We start from the raw sequence: 19882 nt of genomic DNA on the forward strand, positions 1-19882 counted from the left end.
AGTATCTCTAGGCCGTCAGCAGCGAAGCAGACATTTCCCAGAGCCCTCGCCGTTCCCGCGGCGGGGGTTTTGACATTCTGGGACATGGTCGATCACGCGGCGCGTGATTTTAGATCCGGGAGGTTGGAGAGCCAAGCCTCCAGATCATCCGACATGATCAAGGTGCGCCGACCGAGCTTCTTGGCCTTGAGGCGCTGGGCAGCGATCTCGGCGTAGATGGTGGTGCGGCCGGCCCCGGAGATCTGGACGACCTCCGCGATGGTGTGCGCGCGCTTCTCGGACATGTGAGTGCTCCTGAACGTGGCCGGGCAATCCGGCGTTCAGGAGCACGGTAACGAACCGCCTCTGCCGCTCAGGAAGATTTACTCAGAATTCAAGTTCGCCATCGCCAACGTCGCTCTTGAGGCGCTTAAGCAGGGGTCTCACTTTCTCAATACACGTCTCAACCATGCGCGGCGTTACGTTCTTTCCAAAATGTCGAGAATAATATTGAGACATGCATTTGATAAGACGCTTGCGAAATCGGTAAGGTCGAACTATTCTGCCCGATACAATGCGACTTCCATTAAATTTACTATCGATTTTATCTTGAATATCACCACTGATGTCATCTATTGAATGATTTCCATCTCCTATCGGGATGCGTCCCCGTCTTCCTTGAAATCGTTTTTGCCTCTCTTGCAAGCTAACTGACCACATATGTGTTTGCAATTCATGGATTTCTTCCAAGATTTTTTCGGTTTGCCGGTTAAAGCGAACACCGTTGCGCATTTGTATCTTATACAATATTAGTCCATATTTTGTACCAATTATATCAACTTCTTCCTCACTTAGAACCTGAGGGCGTCCCGCACCCTCCCTTCTACCTCCGTGCCCCATGTCACTCCCCTTTGGCGCAATAGGCGGCCCATTCCTCCATCAGTTTCCTTCGCTTCTCCAGCGCATCGCCACGCCTGTAGGCCCTCTCCGTCGCATCCCCAACCACATGCGCCAGCGCGGTTTCGGCGATCTCGCGCGGGTACGACGTGCGCTCACCCGCCCAGTCCCGGAACGAAGAGCGGAAGCCATGGACGGTGTACGGCACCTGCATTCGCCGCAGCAGCATCTCCATCGCCATCACCGAGAGAGGACGGTTCCGCTTCTGGCCGGGGAAGACGAGGTCACCGGCCCGGACCGCCTCCACGTGGTCCAGGATCTCCAGCGCGCGGGAGGTGAGGGGAACCCGGTGCTCCCGACCTGCCTTCATCCGCTCTGCCGGAACGATCCAGACCTTCGCTTTGCGATCGATCTCGCCCCAGCAGGACCCCAGCACCTCTCCTGACCGCGACGCGTTCAGGATGCAGAACTCAAGGGCGAGTGCTGCGGCAGCCTCGCGCTCTCGCAGGGCCGCGAGGAACGCCGGCACGTCCTCGAACGGCATGGCCGCGTGGTGCCCGCGCGTGAGCTTGCGGCGAGCGGGGAGCAGTTTGTCGAGGTGGCCGCGCCAGCGCGCTGGGTTCTCGCCCGTGCGCAGGCCCTTTGCCTTGGCGGCGTCCAGAACGCGCTCGATGCGTCCCCGCAGTCGCGAGGCGGTCTCGCTCTTCGTCTGCCAGATCGGCTCGAGCACCCTGAGCACATCCTCCGTGCCAATCGCCTCGACCGGCATGGGGCGCAACGGCGCCGCGTAGGTGGTGAGCGTCATGGCCCACTGAGCCTTGTGCTTGTCGTTCCGGAAGCCGGGCGCCAGGTCGGTGACGACTTTGTCGGCGAAGGCACCGAATGTGACCAGCGCCGCCTCGTCCGATTTGGCAGCCCGCCGCTGCTCTATCGGGTTACGTCCTGACTTGACGAGCCGGCGCGCCTCAGATGCAGCTTCACGCGCCTCGGCGAGAGATACGGTCGAGAGGCCACCCAGGCCCATCTCCTTCAGCTTGCCATGCCAGCGAAACAGGAACAGCCAGCGCTTGGCGCCGCTGGGATCGACGACGAGATAGAGGCCGTCACCGTCTGCGTGGCGGCCGGGCTTAGTGATGGTTGCGACTGAGCGGGCGCTCAGCCTTTTCACTGGACGGGCCACCCCAACTCACCCCAACATTCACCCCAACGCGTGACACGGATTGTAGCGAACATGGGCGGACGTCGGAAGACTGGTTGGGAGATAAACCACTGATTCTGCAGGATCTCGTGAACGATGCTGGACGTCCATGAACCATAGTATGGCGGACTCTCTCTCCGCCAGTTCATCTTAAATCACTGTCGCGCATCGATTTATTCGAGCTTTCGCCGGCTCGCCTGCCGACATCATGTCGCTTTGGACTTAGCCTAGGTGAGGTCCGCAAGGCGTCCTGCGGAGTGCCTGTGCGGCGTCGAGGGCGGTGGCTGGTGGGCCCTGGGGGTTCCCCCACCTCCGGGCGGCATCCGGTCGGTCCCCTCTCGTGGGGTCGCTCGATACCATTCGTGAGGCTGCCGCGCGGGAGCGGAGCCGGGTCGCGCCGGCGCGGCTCCGGGCGGGGATCGGCTTCGGCGGCGACGTGCTCCCGCGATCGGGAGCGGTCCAGAAGGCCGCGAACCGCCGGTCGATTGTCCAGCGCCGGCCGTCGAGACCTGCCGCTTCGGGGTCGGATGCGCCACCCTCGCGCCCGCTGGCGCGGGCCAAGCAGGGACGGTCCTGATGCCGCTGCCCGATGCCGGCCCGTTGCCCTGTGGTCACGCGGGCGTCAGGATGATACTTGCAGCGCCGTATCGAGGTGGCGCCCACGGAGGACCGTCCGCGCCAAGGGCTCCCCGGATCCGAGAGGGTCGGCCCAGGCGGGTGAGGCGCAGCGCGACCGGCTGTGACGAGTTCGCTCGGTCCTGCGCGAACATGAAGGAGCGTTTTGGCCAATGTGACCGACCCGTCGATGCACGATCTCGGCACCGATCAGGTTGGGGCACCGGTGATGCCTCCCGCAACTTGGCTCAGCCGGGATCCGGCGCACGGAGCTGATCGCGCCGATGCGAATGCCGACCGAAATGTCGCGGAGATTCGTTACAGAAGTGCATTCGGCTAGTGAAAATAAGCAAGCTTGATGTCCGATCGCGGGACTGTCCTAGGTGATTGAATCAGCTCCTGCGTGATCAAGAAGCGCGATCGAGCTGCCGTAATGCGTATTTCGAGTTCGCCGTGGTCCTGCGACCGGCAGACATCCACGTTGTGGAGTCATGATGCAAGGCTGTGCTGGAAGGTAGCAGAAAATGCTGTGGAGACGCAAAAAGAAGACTAGATCTGGTGTCATTGCCTCGATTGGCGGGTTCGATCAGACATATTACAGGCTCAAGAATCCTGATGTGGCTGCGTCCGGCGTTGATTTGCTGGATCATTTTCTCAATCACGGATGGAAGGAGGGCCGGGATCCGTCCCGCCACTTCAGCGTGAGCGGATATTTGCAGGCCAACCCGGATGTCGCTGCCGCGAACATCAATCCGCTGGTGCACTTTTGGGCATTCGGCCTGGCGGAGGGGCGGTCAGGATGGCAGGTCGCCGAGGCCGCCACGGCCTTCCAGGAGGGGAGATACAAGGACGCCCTGTCGGCCTCGAACCGCATCGCGGAAACCTCTCCGGGTTTGCCGGGAGCATATTACTGGGGCTCGTTGGCAGGGATCTACGACGGCGATTTTCGCGGTGTCTGCGATCTCGGAATGCGGGCGATCAAGAATGGCATCGCTGAACCCCTCGTGCTCACGGCGCTGGGAACCGCGTTCTGGCGCCTCGATCTTCCGGATTTTGCGCTGATCGCGCACGAACGCGCTTTCAAGCTCGACCCGGGGAGTTCTCACGTTCGCCTCGGCCTGGCGCGCGCCTGCATCCGCATGGGCGATCTCCAGCGCGCCATCGACGTGGCGGGGCCGATGGGCGACCATCTCGCGCCAGATCGGTCGACCTCCTTCGAGCTGACCACCGCAGAAGAGTTGGCATTGAGTAACCTGACTTGGCCGTTCGGTATCTACCAAGCCGGGATATCGGCTTTTCGAAGGGAGGACTGGGACACGGCCGTCCACCATTTCTCAAGAGCTTTCCACTTGTTTCTCACCCAGCAGAACGTCAATATGATTGATATCTGCGGTGAATATTATTGCAACGCTAAAATATGCTCGGAAAACAAGTCGGGGCTGCGCGCCATTTCGGATGCCGCGTCGCCTTTCCTGCCGGACGCGCGATGGCCCAAAGTGTACGCCGGCGCGCAGGATCTGCTGGAAGGGCGAACGGACGACGGGCTGCGCAAGATCGTCGAAGCCCAGCCCTTACCCCCGCGGGAACTCGGTGATCTTCTCGGCCTGAATTCGCTTCTGCTGCCCGAGGCCGTGACGCTCTCGCGCCGCGAGCGCTCGCCTCGCCTCTCGTCGGGGGCCGTCTCGGACTTTCGCGCGGCGCAAGCGCGGGTCGGATCCGGCCGCGCGATCCTCGCCGCCTGTGATGGAACCTACTTTTCCAAACTGTCCAATCTGTACGTGGGCTCACTCAACATTGTTGCGCCTGGATCGCATCTGCATTTTCACATCATGAATCCGCTGGACAGCACGGAGGCGCTGATCGGCCACTTGCGCACTCGCTATCGTGACGTCGAAATAAGTTTTTCTCGCGAAAACATAGATAAGTCAGACAAGAATTTGAAAGCGATCTACGCGACGCGGAGATTCGAAGTCGCTTTCGAGCTCATCCAAAAGCTCAGTGTGAATCTGCTCGTGACGGATGTCGATATATCTTTCGAATCTCCTGTCGCAGATTTCATTTCGAAACTGCGAGGCTCGGATGTCGGATTGATGTTCGAGGGACGTGTACTGCCTTGGTTCAGCAATCCAGCCACCATCGCATTCTTCTCGAATACGCCATCATCCTTGAAGTTCCTGTCCTACGTCAATAGCTACGTGGCCTTGGCGTTCGCATCGCTGCGTGATACGAACATCTGGTTTGTGGACCAAAATGCGCTGTATGTCTCTCGCCAGATCATGGGATCATCCCTTCAGATTGCCAATCTGAATTCGATCGAACCCGGCATATTCGGCTGCTATACGACTGAGGGGCGCGATCTCTATACCGAGAGGCGATCGCGCGAGCTTGGCTTGTCGGATCCGGACGGAGCTCCCGAGACCGTCACGGCCGCCGCCCGTGCCGGCGGCGGCAGGCTCTGACGGCCGCGAGGAGGGAGGCGCGAGTGTCGCCACCCGCGTGGCGAGCGGTGTCGAGGGGCGCGCTTCGCCCTCGGCCGCCCCCGTGAGCCGGTGCCGTCCGTCACCTCGCCCAGGACCTCCGCGGGCGCGTCACGCCGCGCTCTCGCCCGCCGCGGGCGGTCGCGGATCGGCCTCCGATCGCTCCAGGATCGCCACCGATGTCGGTTCGAACACGTAGAGACACGTCTCGGACCACGCGTCACGGACGCTGACCTGAGCTCCGCGACTGCGCGCGGCGCTCTCGAAGCTCTCGTCGGTATGGACGGCGACCACGCGATCGTACTGCGCGCACAGCGCGGTCACGTCCACGGCCGAGGGCGCGTCGCGCGGCACGCTCACGACGCAGAGCGATGCGGCACCGCCGAGTCCGCAACCCGGTTCCGTCGCGCGCATCGTCGCCACGACCGCGTCACCGGTTCCGGACGGGTACGTGATCTCCGCGCCGTCGCTGCGCAGAAGTTGTCTTCCGACGTGAATGCCGACTCGTCTCGCCGCGTCGAGCTCACAGCCCGTGCAGACCACCCTCGTCCTCGTCCCGGGCGAGCCCGCGACCGCTTCCTGCTCGAGCACGAAGTCCGTCCGGCCGCCACAGCGTATGCAGTGACCGGTCAGCGCCGCCGCCCGCGCGGCTTCCGCGAGCCGCGCCTCCGCCGACGCCCTGACGGTCCTGACGGCATCGGGCAGGTTCGGCCGGTCGCCCCGCGGGGTGAGGTGAAGATGAGGGGAAGCCGCGTGCTTCGGGCGATTCTCGAAAATCTCCAGCAGCGTGTGCTCGTTGCGACCGGAAGCGCCTGACCAGTTGAACCCGTATTGCAGGGAGGAGTAGTATCGATGCCCATTCTTGTAAATGAGAGAGCGATATTGAGTCAGTAGTTCTCCGATCACTCCGAAAGAGTGAATGTTGAATTCATGACTGTGTCGAGAGAATACAGCTTCATCTTCAATGATATTCCCGCTGAAGTGAAAAAAGCGAAGTGGGAAGCCATTGACGCTCCAAGTTCCGTCCGTCCTCGATAATCTTCTCTGGCTCAAGTTCCAGTAGGCAACATTGTACCCGACATGGCGAAGGATGAAGGTGTTGTCGATCATCGCGGGAAGAAGGTCTGCCCACTTCTGGTCCACGAAGCGGCCGCGCGGCAGGTCGATGCTGCAATCCGATTCGAGGCGGCGCGACCACCAGGAGACGACGCGTCGAACCTGCGGGGTATCGGCAAAACAGCAGAATCCGAGATTGTAGATCCCGTACAGCAGGAACATGCCGTCATTCATATCGGCGAACTCGGCCGGTTCCGTGATGTGCGGCGTCAGAACACAGGCGGCGCCCTCGTCGAGGCATGATCGCAACTCGTCCAAGGGAGAGAGCACCATGATGTCGGGGTCGAGATAGACGACGCGACTGCCGGGATGCCTGTCAAATAAATAGAGGAACATGAAAGGTTTTAGAGAAGTATTGAGCTCCGTAATGTTGTAATTTTGTTTCATATTCTCCAAATTCGGCACACCAAGTTGGTCGATGTATATAATTTCGAAGTCATACATGCCGGCATCGACGGAGTCCTCGCGGTCACAAAGCAGGAGGTAGAAGGTCGCATCTTTCTCGTGCGCCAGGATCGTCTCGCGCAGCGTGAGCGCGTATCCCATGAAATTGGCTGAACATACTGTGAAGAATATCATCGGCGGTCTCTCTGCGCCCGAGCCCCGTGGGCGGGCAGGACTGGGTGCCGAACCGTGCCGGCGCTGACGGGGACGAGACGTGCCTCGGATCGCGGCGCTTCCGGGGAGGGGGCGGCGCATCCCTGCCCCGCGAGGACCGGTCCGGCCGCGGTCGCGCCATCGGCGGACATCCCGGCCGGTCGGGAGCGGCCGACACAGCTCGCCGCCCCGTCGCCGCGACCGCCCGCCGGCCCGGCCGTGGCCGGGCCGTGCGGACCACGCCCGCCCGTCACGGCTGCGCTCTCAAGGCCACGCCCGCGCTGCCGAGGATCCTCCCCATGATCTCCGCTCCGCGGCTCACGTCGTGAACCTCGGCCGCGCGACGGTAGCCCGAGGCGGAGATGTGCTCCCACAGGCCGCGGTCCCGGTGCAAGCGGCAGACCGCCTCGGCGAATTCCTCGGGGCTGTCCGAGACCATGACGTCCCTCCCCGCGACCAGGTCCATGCCCTCGGCGGCGACCGAGGTCGCCACGGTCGGCACCCCGTGGATCAGGCTGGACACGATCTTGCCCTTGGCCCCGGCTCCGTAGCGCAGGGGGGCCACCATCACCCGAAGTCCCTCCAGTCGCTCGCCGATGTCCTCGACGTACCCGACATACACGACGTTCCTGTCGCGCCGCAGCCTGAAGCGCGGCGGCAGATCCGATCCCAGGACGTAGAGCTTGATGGCCTCGTCGCGCCCGCTCACCAGCGGCCAGATCTCGTCGAGGAGAAACAGGAGCGCGTCCACGTTCGGCGTGTGGCCGAACCCGCCGATGAAGCCGACCCCGTCGCGGGCGTCGAAACCCGCCCGGGGCTCCGCGAGGTCGCGCAGGAGCGGAACGACGTGAACGTTGGCCCCCGGAACGTTCTCGCGCAGGAGCCTCGCCTCCAGGGAGGACACCACGATGGTGGCGTCGCACATCCGGCTCAGATAGTATTCCCGCTCCCGCGTCCACTGGCTGCGGTTGAGCGACACCCGGTCATCGTTCAGCAGCGCCTCGCGCTGCTCGCGCACGTGGTGCAGATCTACGGTATTGAAGATGATCTTCGCGCTTTGAGACGATTTCCTCGCAAACTTATAATAATTGCCGCCGCAATGAACTCTCGATAGGAAGAACACGTCAAAATTCTTGCCGCATCTAGCCAGAAAATCTTCGACCGATTTATACTTGTAGTAGTCGACGCCGTAGACGCCGATGTTCTCTATCTGGCGCCGATAGCAATTGTCGTCTTGGAATTCGGCGGAGGCAATGAACGTGATGCGAAATCCCATGTTCAAGAAAATACGAAGGAAATTGAATGCGTCCAGTGAACCGGAATCCCGATTGGGCCTGGGGTATACGCCGTCGATCACCAGCAGCTTCGGGCCGTTCCCGGCCCGGGTCGACGCAGGTCCCGGCCTTGCCGTTCGGCCGGAGAGGTTCTCATCCGTGCCCATATAGTGCTCCAACGCAGCGATGTTCGAATCCAGCGGGAGCGAATGGCTATCGATGTAAGATGCAAGGTCGAATAGAGGGTTCGGATTGTAACGGCTATCCTCGTTGCGGGTGAGAAAATGGGCGAGCGGATGGAGGCCGGCCGCGGCGGCATCGGGGTAGGACGCGTCGTACCAAGCGGTATCGAAGAGCGGATGCGGCTTCAGACCGTGCTCGACCCCGTGTCGGATGTAGTGGACGAGCGGGTTGACATCCGCGGTACGCACGTGCGGGTAGGAATCGAGGTACCAGTGCGGCCTGAACAGCGGGTTGGGCATGCGCCCTTCCCGGGAGCCGTGATCCACGTAGTGCCGGATCGGATCGGCACCCGAGGCGCTCACGTCCGGATAGGTTCTGCGATACCAATCGACGTCGAACATTCCCGGGCAGGATGCAATGGTCTCGTAATCGCTCGCGGTCGAGGCTTCGGAGCGACGCTCTTTCCTGGCGAGATGGTTGGTTAATTTAGCAATATTTCTGAGAATATTCTTGGATTTCCGCATTGTGATCGATGCTCGCGATACGTGTAGGGCGCCCGCTTCATGAACGGCGCCGATTCCCGGCAATCCCACGGGCTGCCGGGATCCGACTCGGCCGGAGCCGACACGGCATTAGCAAATTCGTGAGCTTTCGGAAGCATGCCCGGATGCTCGCGCGGTCGCCGCGGGGCGCGGCGGCAAACCGCGACCTGCCGGGGCCGGACCGGCGGCATCTCTCCGGACGCGGTGGAACGGCCCGCACTGCCGGCGGGTCCGACCCGCGGCGCGATGCCGCCCGCGCGTCCGCCTCGCGCCGCCGCGGCTCGGCGCCCGCCCGGTCCACCGCGTCCGGCGCGGCGGTCCGATCGCGATCCGGGAACTTGCATCCCGGCAGGTGGGGCATTAAGGGCATGCCGGAATCCTGTGGAAATTTCATCAATGGATCCTTACCGCGTCGGGCCTGATCGTAAGGCTCTGGAGGAGCTATTCTTTTTCAGTCCGCTTCCCCCTTCACGGAACGGCATTGCCGATTACGCGACGCGTGTCTTGGCGGAGCTTTCGTCCCACTACGACGTGACGGCGTTCAGCGACTCACTATTTTCCGAGGTCCCGCCGGGCGTGACGCTGGCCGATGAGGCTTGCGCGTTCCAGTATCTCCGGCCCGGCGCCAAGAATGTGTACCAGATCGGCAACAATCCCGGACACGTCTTCGTGTTACGTGCTGCGCTGCGCCATCCTGGTGTGGTCGTATTGCATGATCCGCGCCTTCTTTATCTGTATCAGACGGCAGGAACCTCGACTCAGGATCTCTACGATCTGATGGCCGCATCGAATCCGCGCGCCGCGGAGCTGGTTCGCGCGGCGCGCGTCGATGGTCGTGGGCCGACCCGGGCCGATCACGTCCTGTTCGACGCCCTGGCGGATGTTGTGAGGGCGTCCCGCGCCGTCGTGGTGCATTCCGACTACGCCCGCCAGCTGATCCGCAAGCAGCACGGGGACGTCGCCGACAAGGTCGTGGTCATCCCGCACTTCGCGTACCCGCCCGTGACGCTCGCGCGGGCGGCGGCGCGCGCGGCCATGAACGTCGCCGCGGACGCCTTCGTGGTGATCACGGCGGGCTTCGTCCATCGACGCAAGCGCTACGAGTGGCTGATCGAGGGCCTTGACCAAGCCTTGCAAACCATCCGGCAGCCGGTGGTCTGGATCCAGGCCGGCGAGTTGCGGGAGGAGGAGGTGCCCCTCGCGGAGCTGCTGGACCTCCACCCGGCGGTCAAGGCGGTCTCGCGGGTCACGGGCTACCTGTCCGAGAGCGACCTCGACACCGCCGTCGCTGCCGCCGACGTTCTGGTGAACCTGCGCTTTCCATCGGAGGGCGAGAGTTCGGGATCGCTGGCGCGGGCGTTCGGGAACGGCACCTGCTGCCTCGTCTCCGATACGGCCGCGTTCCGGGAGATCCCGGACGATGTCGCGATCAGGATCCCGACGGTCGATGCGCCGCGGGCGATCGCGGCGGCACTGGACGCGCTCGCGGCCGCTCCCGCCCTCCGCGACGCCTTCGGCGCACGGGCCGCGCGCTACGCCGCGACGGAGCTGTCGATGAGCCGCTACGGCGAACGGCTCCGAGGCGTCCTCGACAGGCTCGACGCGTTCCCGGTGACGGCAGCGGCCCCCGCCGGGGCGGCGCTGCCCACGCTCCGCCTGCCGCCCGATCCCGCCTCGGCGCGCGCGCGCCTCGAGGCGCAGCTCGCCGCCCACCCGGCGGGCATGAGCGTCGAGATCGGCCCGATCCAGGCCCTCGTCGACGCGCGCGCGATCCTGGCATCCGTTCTGCCGGGAGGCGCCGAGGCGCGGCACGTGCGGGTCGTGCCGGTCTCGGCGGACGGCCCGGCCGACGAGGCGTCCTATCAACTCCGGCTTCACGTCTCCCGCCAAGCCGTGTCGCGCACCCAAGCCGTCTCGCGCACCCAAGCCGTCCCGCGCCCCCCGGCGACGGCCTGATCGACGCGCATCCCGGTCCCACCCGCATCGAGGCTGACGTGGCTTCCCTTCGCAGCATCCTGTCGGTCGTTCGAGCCTTTCGGTCGGCGGACGCCCGGAGCCTGATTGAGTCGGGCCTGTTCGACGCCGCATGGTACCGGAAGCGCTACCCGGCTGCCCGCCGCGGCCTCGTCTCGCACTACCTCGCCTCCGGGGCCGCGGAAGGTCACTGGCCCAACCCGCTGTTCGATCCCGTCTGGTACGCGACGGCCTACCCGGAGGCGGTGGCGGACGGGACCTTGCCGATCCTCTCCTATCTCCGGGACGGGCTCGCGACCGACCGGCGGCCCAACCCGGTCTTCGACACAAGGTGGTACCTGGAGCGCTATCCGGACGTCCGCGACTACCGGTTCCACCCCCTCGTGCACTACCTGAGGCACGGCGTCGAGGACGGCCGGGATCCGAGCCCCGACTTCAGCACGCTCTGGTACCTGGAGCAGAATCCGGACGTGCGGAATGCCGGTGAGCACCCGCTGGTCCACTACCTGCACTTCGGGATGCACGAGGGGCGCGCTCCGCGCCCGGCCTCCCCGGGAGACCGGGCGGCCGTCCACCGGACCGAGCCCCTCACCCGCCTCGAAGCGATGGTCCGGCGGGCGCAGGCCGGGGAGACGGAGCCCGCGGACCGGGCCGATCCCGTCTTCCGCTCCCTCGCCGAGGCGGTCGCGGCGATCAGGCTGCGCGATCCGGACGCCCGCTTCGTCGACGCCACCTATCCGGATCATGTCCTGCCCGGCCTCGTGCCCGATGCCGTGCTGGCCGGCCCGGCGGCCTTGCTGGCGCAGGAGGGTCCGTTGGGGTTCTACGCCGCGTTCCGCCAGCAGGGCGGTCGCCAGCCGATCTTCGTCGGCGGCCTACCGCGCCGGCCGCCTCCCCACGAATGGGTCTACGTCGGCGCCTGCGACGCGCTGCCCCCCCGCCTCGGGCCGGCCCTCGCCGCGCGATCGTTCCTGGTCCGGGACGAGCCCGACCGGATCGCGCAGGTCGCCGCGCGCGCCCCGGCCGAGATCGATTCGCTCGATCTCGGTCCGCCCGATGCCGAGGGCCTCGGGGTCGCCGCGCTGCTCGCGCCGGGGCGGCGCGCGGCCTTGACCGAGCCGGTCGGCACGGCCGAGTTGCCGAACCTGGACCGCATCCTGCTCCTGCCGGATCACGCGGTCTCGACCCCGGGCGAGGTCGAGACCGCCGGCGATTTTTCCTGGATCTGGTGCGGGCCGGACCGCATCCAGCGGTTCGCGCTCGGGCGGCGGCCCTTTCCCCGTACGACGATCGGGATCGCGTTCAGGGCCGCCGATGTGGGGATCGGGTCGCGGTGCCGCGACCTGCTCCGCTTCCAGGTCAATGGCCGCACGGTCGAGGCCGTCGTGGCGGTGTCGGGTCGGGACGGGGCGGCCCTGATCGCCGTCCCGCCGGCCGGGCCGGCCGGGCCGCTGACCCTCTCGATCGGCTGCCGGGACGGCGTGCGGGCCCCGGGAGACCCCCGGCGGCTCACGGTGCACGTCACCGCCATCACCCTCACGCCGGCCCGTCCGGAGACGGCATCGCAGGAGATCGCAGCCCGATGAGCCGCCCCACCTCCGTCGGAGCCGGCCCCCGCATCCTCGTCGTCTCCCCCATGGCGTCCCATCCCGCGAACCAGGGCAATTCGCTCCGGCTCCTGGCGTTCAACCGGGAGCTGATGAGGCGCGGCAGCCGCATCGACCTCGTCTATTACGGCATGGAGGGGCTGACGCCGGAGAGCGAGGCCGCCATGCGGGCCGCCTGGAACGACTTCATCTTCGTTCCGAGCCGGCCGCTCGGACGTCCGTCCTACGCCACGCACTGGGGCATCGACGACTGGTGCTCCGACGCGCTCTGCGAGGCCGTGGAGCGCCTCACCGCCGAGCGCCGCTACGACGCGGTCGTGGTGAACTACAGCTGGATGTCCCGCGTGCTGGAGTTCTGCGACGGCCCGGTGAAGGTCCTCGACACGCACGACGTGTTCGCGGGCCGCCGCGACAAGATGGTCGAGGCCGGCCTCGACCCGCGCTGGTTCTTCACCTCGGTGGCGCAGGAGCGCGAGGCCTTCGCGCGGGCGGACATCGTCATCGGCATCCAGGAGGCCGAGAGCGGCCTGATCGCCGAGCATTGCGCCGGCCGGGTGCTCACGGTCGGGCACCCCCTCGCTCTCGACTTCCTGCTCGAGGAGGCGGGGACCGAGCGCCCGCTGCCATTCGGCTACTTCGCGAGCGGCAACCCCTGGAACAAGCGCTCCGCCCTGGCCCTCGACGCGGCGCTGGCGACCCGTCCGTTCCGCAACTGGGCCATCGCCGGCACGATCTGCGACAGCCGGCTGCGCCTGAGGACTGCACCGCTCGAACTCGGTCGGGTCGCGCATCCGCGCGAGTTCTACGACCACGTGGACTGCGTCGTGAACCCGATGATCGGCGGCACGGGGCTCAAGATCAAGACGATCGAGGCGCTGTCCCATGGCCGGTCGGTCATCGGCACCACGGCCGCGTTCGAAGGGCTGCGGCCCGCCCACCCGTTCCACCGCTTCGCCTCGGCGGAGGCGCTGGCGGAGGGCATGCAGGATCTCGCGAGGGATCCCGCACTCCGGGACGAGGTGGCCCGTGCGAGCCGGACCCTCGCCGTGGCCTATGCGGGCGCGGTCGCCGCCCAGTTCGACATGTTGATCGCTTCCATCGAGGACCTCGCCCATGATCGCCGAAGCCAGCGCCACGAAGAGCTCGCCTGAGCCCCGCCCGGCGGTTCCCGCGCATGCCGGGCGCGATGCCGGGGATGCCGCGGCCTTTCCGTTCGGCCGGGCGCGCGTCCTGCCCGGCCACATCGTCCTGATCGCCGAAACCGAGGCGCGCCTGCACGGCCCTCTGCTGGCCCTCGTCGAGGGCATCGAGATCGGCCGCAGCCGGCCGCTGGATCGCTGCGCCGCGGGTGACGAGGTCTCGATCCCGATCCGGCGCTTCCCGTTCGTCCCGCTCCCGTGCGAGGTCCGCTTCTCCGGCGAGGACGGCCTCGATGCGGCGGCGCCGATCGCGCTCGCCTCGGAGGCCGAGGCGGTGCGGCTCGCGGGCCCCGGCGAGGTGACGTGCGACGATCTGCGGATCGAGAACGGGATCGTGACCGGGACGCTCACCAACGCGGTCAACGGGCTCGCGGTCCCGGTGCTGGTCGGGCAGATCAACGGCGTGTTCCGGCAAGTCCAGGTTGGGCCGCTGCGCATGCGGGACGAGGGCGGCAGCACCTGCCGGCTCTCGCTGGCGCTCGAGGCCGGCGACCTCACCGAGACCGGCGCGACCATTCGCGTTCACGCGCTGCCGAACCTCGCACCGATCGCCCAGATCGGCTTCTCACGCGCCGACAAGGATGCTCTGGCGGAGGCCGTGACGCGCCTGGAGGCGAAGGTGGCGCAGCTCGCCATGAGGGCGCGCATCGACGCGGCGGGCGCTCAGCGCGTCCTCGAGGAGGCCGTCGCGCGCCAGCAGACGCGCCTCGACGCGATGACGGAGTACTTCGCGGCCCTCGTCTACGACCGAGGGGCGGGGGTCCCGGACGATCAGGCGGCCGCGGCCGAGGTCGACCGCGTCCTCAAGGCCTTCTACGAGACCGTGCAACGGCCCGACGACGGGCGGGCCGTATCCTCCACCCGGAACATGGTCCGCCTCGCGCCGACGGACCCGAGCTTCGGCGACGACTGGCACGCGCCGGAATACTTCGACGGCGTCTCCTTCCGCTGGATGCCGGTCGCCGCCACGATCCTCAATCCGGCCGCGGATCGGCGCGCGACGGGGTTCCTCGTCAGCGTGTTCTCCTATCTCGGCGAGGTGCCGCCCGACGTTTTCGTCTCGCTCGACGGTGGGGAGCCGGTCCGCGGCGAGAGGATCGGCCTGGTCGACGGGCAGTCCTACACGGTCCGGATTATCCTGCCCTCGCCGCAGCATTTCGGGGTTGCGCGCCTGATCTCCAGCCAGGCGAGGCGGCCGAGCGAGCTCGACCCGACCTCCCACGATCGGCGCATCCTGTCGTTCAGCGTGACCGGAATCAGGCTGCTGCTCGAGCCCGACGAGTGAGGCCGGGCGCTGACGGCGGCACCGTCGAATTCCACGCCCAGGTCACCGGCGACGACGCTCCTGCCGAGACGAGACGCCGGACGACGCTCTCGGGTGCAGGCCCCGGCACCGGGCGGCGGTCACGGCCGAGGATGCCGGCGGTGAGGACGTCGGGGCGAAGTGATCCGCTGTCCGGACGCTCACGTCCGTTCAGCGGATGACAAGCCCGCGCGGCGCCTGAGCGAAGCCCCAATCCGCATTGCGACGCAATCCGTCGGATCACGAGCCCGCGCGGCGCTTGAGCGAAGCCGACCTCCGCATGGCCGAAATGGGAGATGGCGAAGCAATCCGTCGGATGTCGGATGACCCGCCTCGACGCTCCGGCGCGGGCCCGCCGCATGTCGCGCCAGCCCGCGCATCCGGACGCGGCCCGCGACGATGACGCCCGCACTCTGCGCCTGTCGATTGCCTCACTGCCAGTCCGGTCGTGTCATCCAGAACCGCGTTCGCTGCGCCGAGCCGTCAGGTTGGCTGGTAGTCAACCTTCATGAACGGAATTGGAACTCGCCCGAGAAACTCACATATGTCCCGCCCAACCGATGGACTTCCGAGATCCGTCATCAGCAACTGGCCGGTCCCGCGAAAGAAGTCATACACCTCAGCCGCATGCTGCTCCATCACGGCTTTCAAGCTTCCGTCGCTGACGTCGGAAATCTTCTGCGGGAGATCGTGCAAGTAGCGGGTATAGACCACTTTCTCATACGGATCGAAGTCTCGCCTGCCGATGTGCCGCCGGACCGACCGAATCCAGTCTTCAGCCGGCCGGTGTAACACGATGAATTGCGAGGATGGAAACCGTCTCGCCAGAACATCGTAGATTCCGCAGATTGGCACGTCGCTGACGGCATCATGTTCATACAGGACTTTATTCAAGCTGTAGGAAACGTGCCACCTGTCCGCTTCACGGCCTCGGATCTCTTCCTCAAGATCGATGCCATCGTAAAACTTAGGCCAGTGGATCGATTTCAGCCCGAGATCACACAGCAACCTATGGACACTTTGAGTTCCGCAACGGTGGAGACTCGCCACGAACACTTTTCTGCTCCGCAAGAGCTCAGTCATGGTGCTCCGCTATCGTCTCCTGAACGGCGCGCCGCCTGCCGTCATCCGTACCGTGCGCACCCCATTGGGGTTTATTTCTCATAGAGACACAGAATATAACGGAGACCCATGAAATCAAGCGGAATCTCAAAGTGCTGCGAATGGATCGTCAGCACGGCCGCGATACGTCGGCCTTCGGATTTGATTTGGACCGCTTTACCGAGCGAAAGTAAAATGCCGAGCTTCGCGAATTCTCGTCGATTTCTAGATCGACGACCGATCAACGCCGGCACCCCACAGAGGATCCCAGCGAAGGGGCTCGGATCCTCGGAGATTGAAGGGCGCGGCCAAGGGCATGCCCTTCCATCGTGAGTCCGGTCGCTCAACCGGCCTCGCGCATCAGGGTGCCGATGCGCGCCAGCCTGAAGCTGGTCGCGATCACGGCGGCCCGGACGTGCGCCGCCGCGGGCTCAGGCCGCGGCCGTGCGCGGTCCCGGGCCGGCGGGACGGGCTGGCGGCGCGGGCGGCCGCACGACCCGAGAGGCTGAGGCGCCGACCCGTGTGCGGATCGGGGTGCGGCCATGGGCGGGCGGCGTGCGCGGCGCCGGAGCCGCGGCGCCCTCGGTTCGACCCCCGAAGACGATCCCGACGTCGCCTCCGGCGACGAGCCCGCGCCTCCACCACCGACTCGTCGCGGCGGCAGTGGCGAGCGCGACGCGGCGTCTCGGCGGTCGCCAGGAGGGTGCGCCCCGCGGTGCGGTGCGGGAGGTGTCGTCGCACCGCATCCCATTCTCATCCAGTCTCCCGCGCAACTCGGCCGCCGGCACCGGGGCCCGTGACAGGTCGGGAACCTCCTGCTATGACGGTCCGAGGTATAACGCCGACACGCGTGTGCTCTCTTGCCAAAACTGAAACCTGCTCATTTGCTTACGAAATACGTTGAGGAGAGCGGGCCACGCGAGAGATGATGCGAGTTGGTATATTAATCATCTGGGAGATGACGTCTTGAAATTTGTTCGTGCAACAATCTTATCCGATGATCCCCTCATCATATTCACGGGAGGCTCGGGTGATGCGCCGGTTTCCGGATCGTCGCTCCTGGCGGAGCCTCTGCGTGATCGGAAAGTAACGTTTCTAATCTTGACCTTATGGTCGGCCGAGAGCAACGATCATGCCGACAACTTGATGAATTTCGTAAAGAAATATGAGGCCGATTATCCAAATCACGAATATATCGTTTTTTGCAATACACAAGCTGAAGTCGAAAATCTTGCGCGCCGGGGCGTGCGGGCTTATTTTGGACAGCAGAACTCTTTCATCGATCCGAATGTTTATAAACCGATCGATGGCATCCCGAAAGATCTACAGGCAGTCTATACGGCACAGCTTCACCCGTTCAAGAGACATGCTCTCTGCGCCGACCTCGACTCCGTAGGCCTCGTGTATCACTCGTTCGGAGAAGAAACGCGTGCGTACTACTCGGAGCTGAAGCAGCAGATTCCGGGCGCTCGCTTCATGAATGAAGAGCTGACGAGCCCGCCGCACGGGAATCTCTCGGCGCCGGAAGTCGTCACCATCATGAATCGGGCGCATGTGGGACTCTGCCTCTCCGCCGAGGAGGGCGGCATGCATGCCAGCGTCGAGTATCTGCTCACCGGCCTGCCGGTCGTCTCGACGCCGTCCAAGGGCGGGCGCGATTTCTTCTTCGACAACAGCTTCGTCGAGATCGTGGATCCGACGCCGGCCGACGTTGCGAGGGGGGTGAGAGAGATCATCGGGCGGGCGCCGCCGGCGCAAGAGATCCGCAACCGGACGATCGACCTCCAGCGCAAGCAGATCGCTCTGTTTCAGGATTACCTGGACGGCTTGGTCAAGCAGAATGGTGGCTCCGGGTACGATCGGTCGCTGTGGAACGCGCGCTATCGGGACAAGCTTCTCGGTTGGGAAACGCTCGACGAAGTGTTGAAGCGTATTCCGGCCTAGCGCCGCAGGCGTGCCAGCGCGCCGAGATCGTGTAATCCGGGCGCCGGGACGACCCGAGCTTCCGCTCTTCGCGAGGGGGCGTGCGGCATGCGTTGCGACGTCCCGGCCGCGCGCCGCTCTGATTGCCTCGTCGGGAATGCGGCGGATTGCCGGATCGACAGCAATGCGCGCTCTCCCTGACCGGCGGCGCGCACGGATGCGACATCGGCTCTGCGCATCCGCGCCGCGCACCCGTCTTGCCCGCAGGAGATCGAATTGGCCACGCGGCACCCGCCGGCCCTATCCGTCCTGCACGGCGCGAAAGTCTGGTTCGCACTCTCCGGACCGTGCCGCAATCGCACTTAGCTGTTTGGGATCGCCCCGTTTCTGTGGACGGTTCGTGGGCTTGGCGGACCAGGGTCTCGGTTACGGGCTGTGGGTGATGCCCCTGTTCGGAGACGCTGGGTGAGCGGTCGCCCAGGGCGGAGTGGTGCCGCACCGGGTTGGCGAAGCCCTTCAGGTCGCTGAAGAGGGCCGTGCGGGCCTCTGGCCGGGAGCGGAAGCGCCGGCGGGCGAGCAGTTCGCATCCCAAGCTCGAGAAGACGCTTTCGGCCTTGGCGTTGTCGTGAGCATCTCCGACCGAGCCCATCGAGGGCCGCACGCCCGCCTCGCGGCAGCGGCCGCCGAAGGCCAGCGAAGTATAGAGCGGACGACCGATCCAGGCGTAGTCCCCGGCCTTCGAGACGCCCAGCACGCGCGCCATGGCGGCGATCGGGAAGCGCGCCTGGTTCTTGCTCATGAACCGGAAGATCCCGACGGCAGAGCCCCGGTCTCGCGCGCAAACCAGGCTGTCGCGCGAGAGAGGATGTCGCGCTCCAGCCTCAGTTGCCGGTTCTCCCGCCGCAGCCGCAGCACCTCCTCGCGCTCCGTCACCGACAGCGCAGCCTCAGCGGCAGGGGGCTTCGCCTCTCGACGTCCTTCCTGCCGGTCGGCCTCGGCCGCCCGGTTGCGGATGGCCTGGGCCGACGGCTCGAACTCGCGGGCGAGGTCGGTCGGAGCGCGCCCGGCGCGCACCAACTCGACCATCTGGCGGCGGAGCTTCACCGGGTACGGGGGACGGGGTCTCGGCATGGCAAAAACACCTCACGCGAAAGCGTTCTCGGTGTCCACCAATCCGGCGCAATCCCAATCCACTAATCAGCCGAAAACCGTATGAGGGGTAGGGCTTGCGAGAGGCGTGCATGCACCGTCATCTGGCTATTCCATCCCCCACAGGTCCATAACAGCCTATAGCGCGCTATAGCGCGCCCGAGAGATAGCCTTGCTCCCGGCCTGCCAACGCGATACCGCTACGCCTGTCCCGTAGTGGCTCCGCATCCGTCTGATCGAGAGTGACCGGAGAATTGCGCGCGTGCAGGATCTGGATTGGTCTACCTTCGAGGTGATGCTCGCCGACGCGAGGCTGTCGGGCGACGGGCGCCGCTGGTTGTCCCAATCCGATCGCCGCGCCGACGCCGGCATCCGCGCGCACGTCGTCCGATCCGGCCGGCCCTCGCCAATCCCGCCGCCGAGCCTGCGCGGCGTCGCGGTGCTGACCCAGATCCGGCGGTTGCTCGGCGCGGCTTCCCCGACCTCGCGGTCCTCGCCGCGGGCGCCCCGCGCGGCCTGGGGGAGGCGGGGACGTCGTGGGGGTGAGCCGGAGCCGGCCGGGGACGCCGTCGGCCTGCCCGGAAGAGGCTGCGCCCAGCGGCGTGGGATCTCGCGCGAGCCGCCGGCGCCGTGCGGCGGACCCCTCGTCGAGTCCAATGACGGTCAGTACGTCCTACGCCTTGCGAAGTCTGACAATGTGCCGTACCTTGGGTAAAATTTCCTATCCGATCGAATCGACAGGGCAACA

The 19882-nt window shown here is 65.6% G+C and carries 13 protein-coding genes and 1 pseudogene; 7 read left to right on the top strand and 7 right to left on the bottom strand.

Annotated elements, in window-relative coordinates; translation table 11 throughout:
* Positions 1 to 92: 92 nt before the first annotated feature.
* Entirely contained in the window at positions 93 to 284 is a 192-nt protein-coding gene (locus M446_RS19080; protein ID WP_012333743.1) for a helix-turn-helix domain-containing protein, read from the bottom strand.
* Between the two features lie 4 nt (positions 285 to 288).
* On the opposite strand from M446_RS19080, the gene M446_RS37420 reads away from it, so the two are divergent.
* Positions 289 to 618, top strand: coding sequence for a hypothetical protein (locus M446_RS37420; RefSeq protein WP_150108702.1), 330 nt, complete (start codon positions 289 to 291; stop codon positions 616 to 618).
* A 262-nt stretch (positions 619 to 880) separates the two neighbouring features.
* On the opposite strand, the gene M446_RS19085 is transcribed toward M446_RS37420, so the two are convergent.
* Positions 881 to 2056 carry a tyrosine-type recombinase/integrase gene (locus tag M446_RS19085; RefSeq protein WP_012333744.1) on the bottom strand — a complete coding sequence of 392 codons (1176 nt, stop codon included), beginning with the start codon at positions 2054 to 2056 and terminating at the stop codon, positions 881 to 883.
* Between the two features lie 1157 nt (positions 2057 to 3213).
* Here M446_RS19085 and M446_RS19090 point away from each other — a divergent pair.
* Positions 3214 to 5148, top strand: coding sequence for a hypothetical protein (locus tag M446_RS19090; protein ID WP_012333745.1), 1935 nt, complete (start codon positions 3214 to 3216; stop codon positions 5146 to 5148).
* A 129-nt stretch (positions 5149 to 5277) separates the two neighbouring features.
* On the opposite strand, the gene M446_RS19095 is transcribed toward M446_RS19090, so the two are convergent.
* Positions 5278 to 6861, bottom strand: coding sequence for a hypothetical protein (locus tag M446_RS19095; RefSeq protein WP_012333746.1), 1584 nt, complete (start codon positions 6859 to 6861; stop codon positions 5278 to 5280).
* Between the two features lie 268 nt (positions 6862 to 7129).
* Positions 7130 to 8860, bottom strand: a complete 1731-nt coding sequence (locus M446_RS19100; protein WP_265576387.1) for a glycosyltransferase — start codon at positions 8858 to 8860, stop codon at positions 7130 to 7132.
* Between the two features lie 414 nt (positions 8861 to 9274).
* On the opposite strand from M446_RS19100, the gene M446_RS35590 reads away from it, so the two are divergent.
* Genes M446_RS35590 through M446_RS19125 form a run of 4 tightly spaced genes read left to right on the top strand, consistent with a single transcriptional unit; the run spans position 9275 to position 14943 of the window.
* Positions 9275 to 10834 carry a glycosyltransferase gene (locus tag M446_RS35590; protein WP_012333748.1) on the top strand — a complete coding sequence of 520 codons (1560 nt, stop codon included), beginning with the start codon at positions 9275 to 9277 and terminating at the stop codon, positions 10832 to 10834.
* Positions 10835 to 10872: 38 nt separating this feature from the next.
* Positions 10873 to 12438, top strand: a complete 1566-nt coding sequence (locus M446_RS19115) for a hypothetical protein (RefSeq protein WP_012333749.1) — start codon at positions 10873 to 10875, stop codon at positions 12436 to 12438.
* Entirely contained in the window at positions 12435 to 13610 is a 1176-nt protein-coding gene (locus tag M446_RS19120; protein WP_012333750.1) for a glycosyltransferase, read from the top strand. Before M446_RS19115 ends, M446_RS19120 begins: the two co-directional genes overlap by 4 nt.
* Positions 13573 to 14943, top strand: coding sequence for a hypothetical protein (locus tag M446_RS19125; RefSeq protein ID WP_012333751.1), 1371 nt, complete (start codon positions 13573 to 13575; stop codon positions 14941 to 14943). The genes M446_RS19120 and M446_RS19125 overlap by 38 nt, the downstream gene beginning before the upstream one ends.
* A 501-nt stretch (positions 14944 to 15444) precedes the next feature.
* Here the strand turns inward: M446_RS19125 and M446_RS19130 are convergent.
* Entirely contained in the window at positions 15445 to 16044 is a 600-nt protein-coding gene (locus tag M446_RS19130; RefSeq protein WP_012333752.1) for a sulfotransferase, read from the bottom strand.
* Between the two features lie 984 nt (positions 16045 to 17028).
* Here M446_RS19130 and M446_RS37430 point away from each other — a divergent pair.
* Positions 17029 to 18006: a glycosyltransferase gene (locus M446_RS37430; RefSeq protein WP_012333753.1), complete on the top strand. Its 978-nt coding sequence runs from the start codon at positions 17029 to 17031 to the stop codon at positions 18004 to 18006.
* A 421-nt stretch (positions 18007 to 18427) separates the two neighbouring features.
* On the opposite strand, the pseudogene M446_RS39730 reads toward M446_RS37430, so the two are convergent.
* A pseudogene (locus M446_RS39730) lies at positions 18428 to 18688 on the bottom strand (integrase core domain-containing protein); the annotation flags it as partial.
* A 92-nt stretch (positions 18689 to 18780) separates the two neighbouring features.
* Complete coding sequence (locus M446_RS39735) at positions 18781 to 19071, bottom strand: hypothetical protein (RefSeq protein WP_415926890.1); 291 nt, start codon at positions 19069 to 19071, stop codon at positions 18781 to 18783.
* Positions 19072 to 19882 lie beyond the last annotated feature (811 nt).

Source organism: Methylobacterium sp. 4-46, assembly GCF_000019365.1.
In the GTDB taxonomy this organism is placed as follows: Bacteria; Pseudomonadota; Alphaproteobacteria; order Rhizobiales; family Beijerinckiaceae; genus Methylobacterium.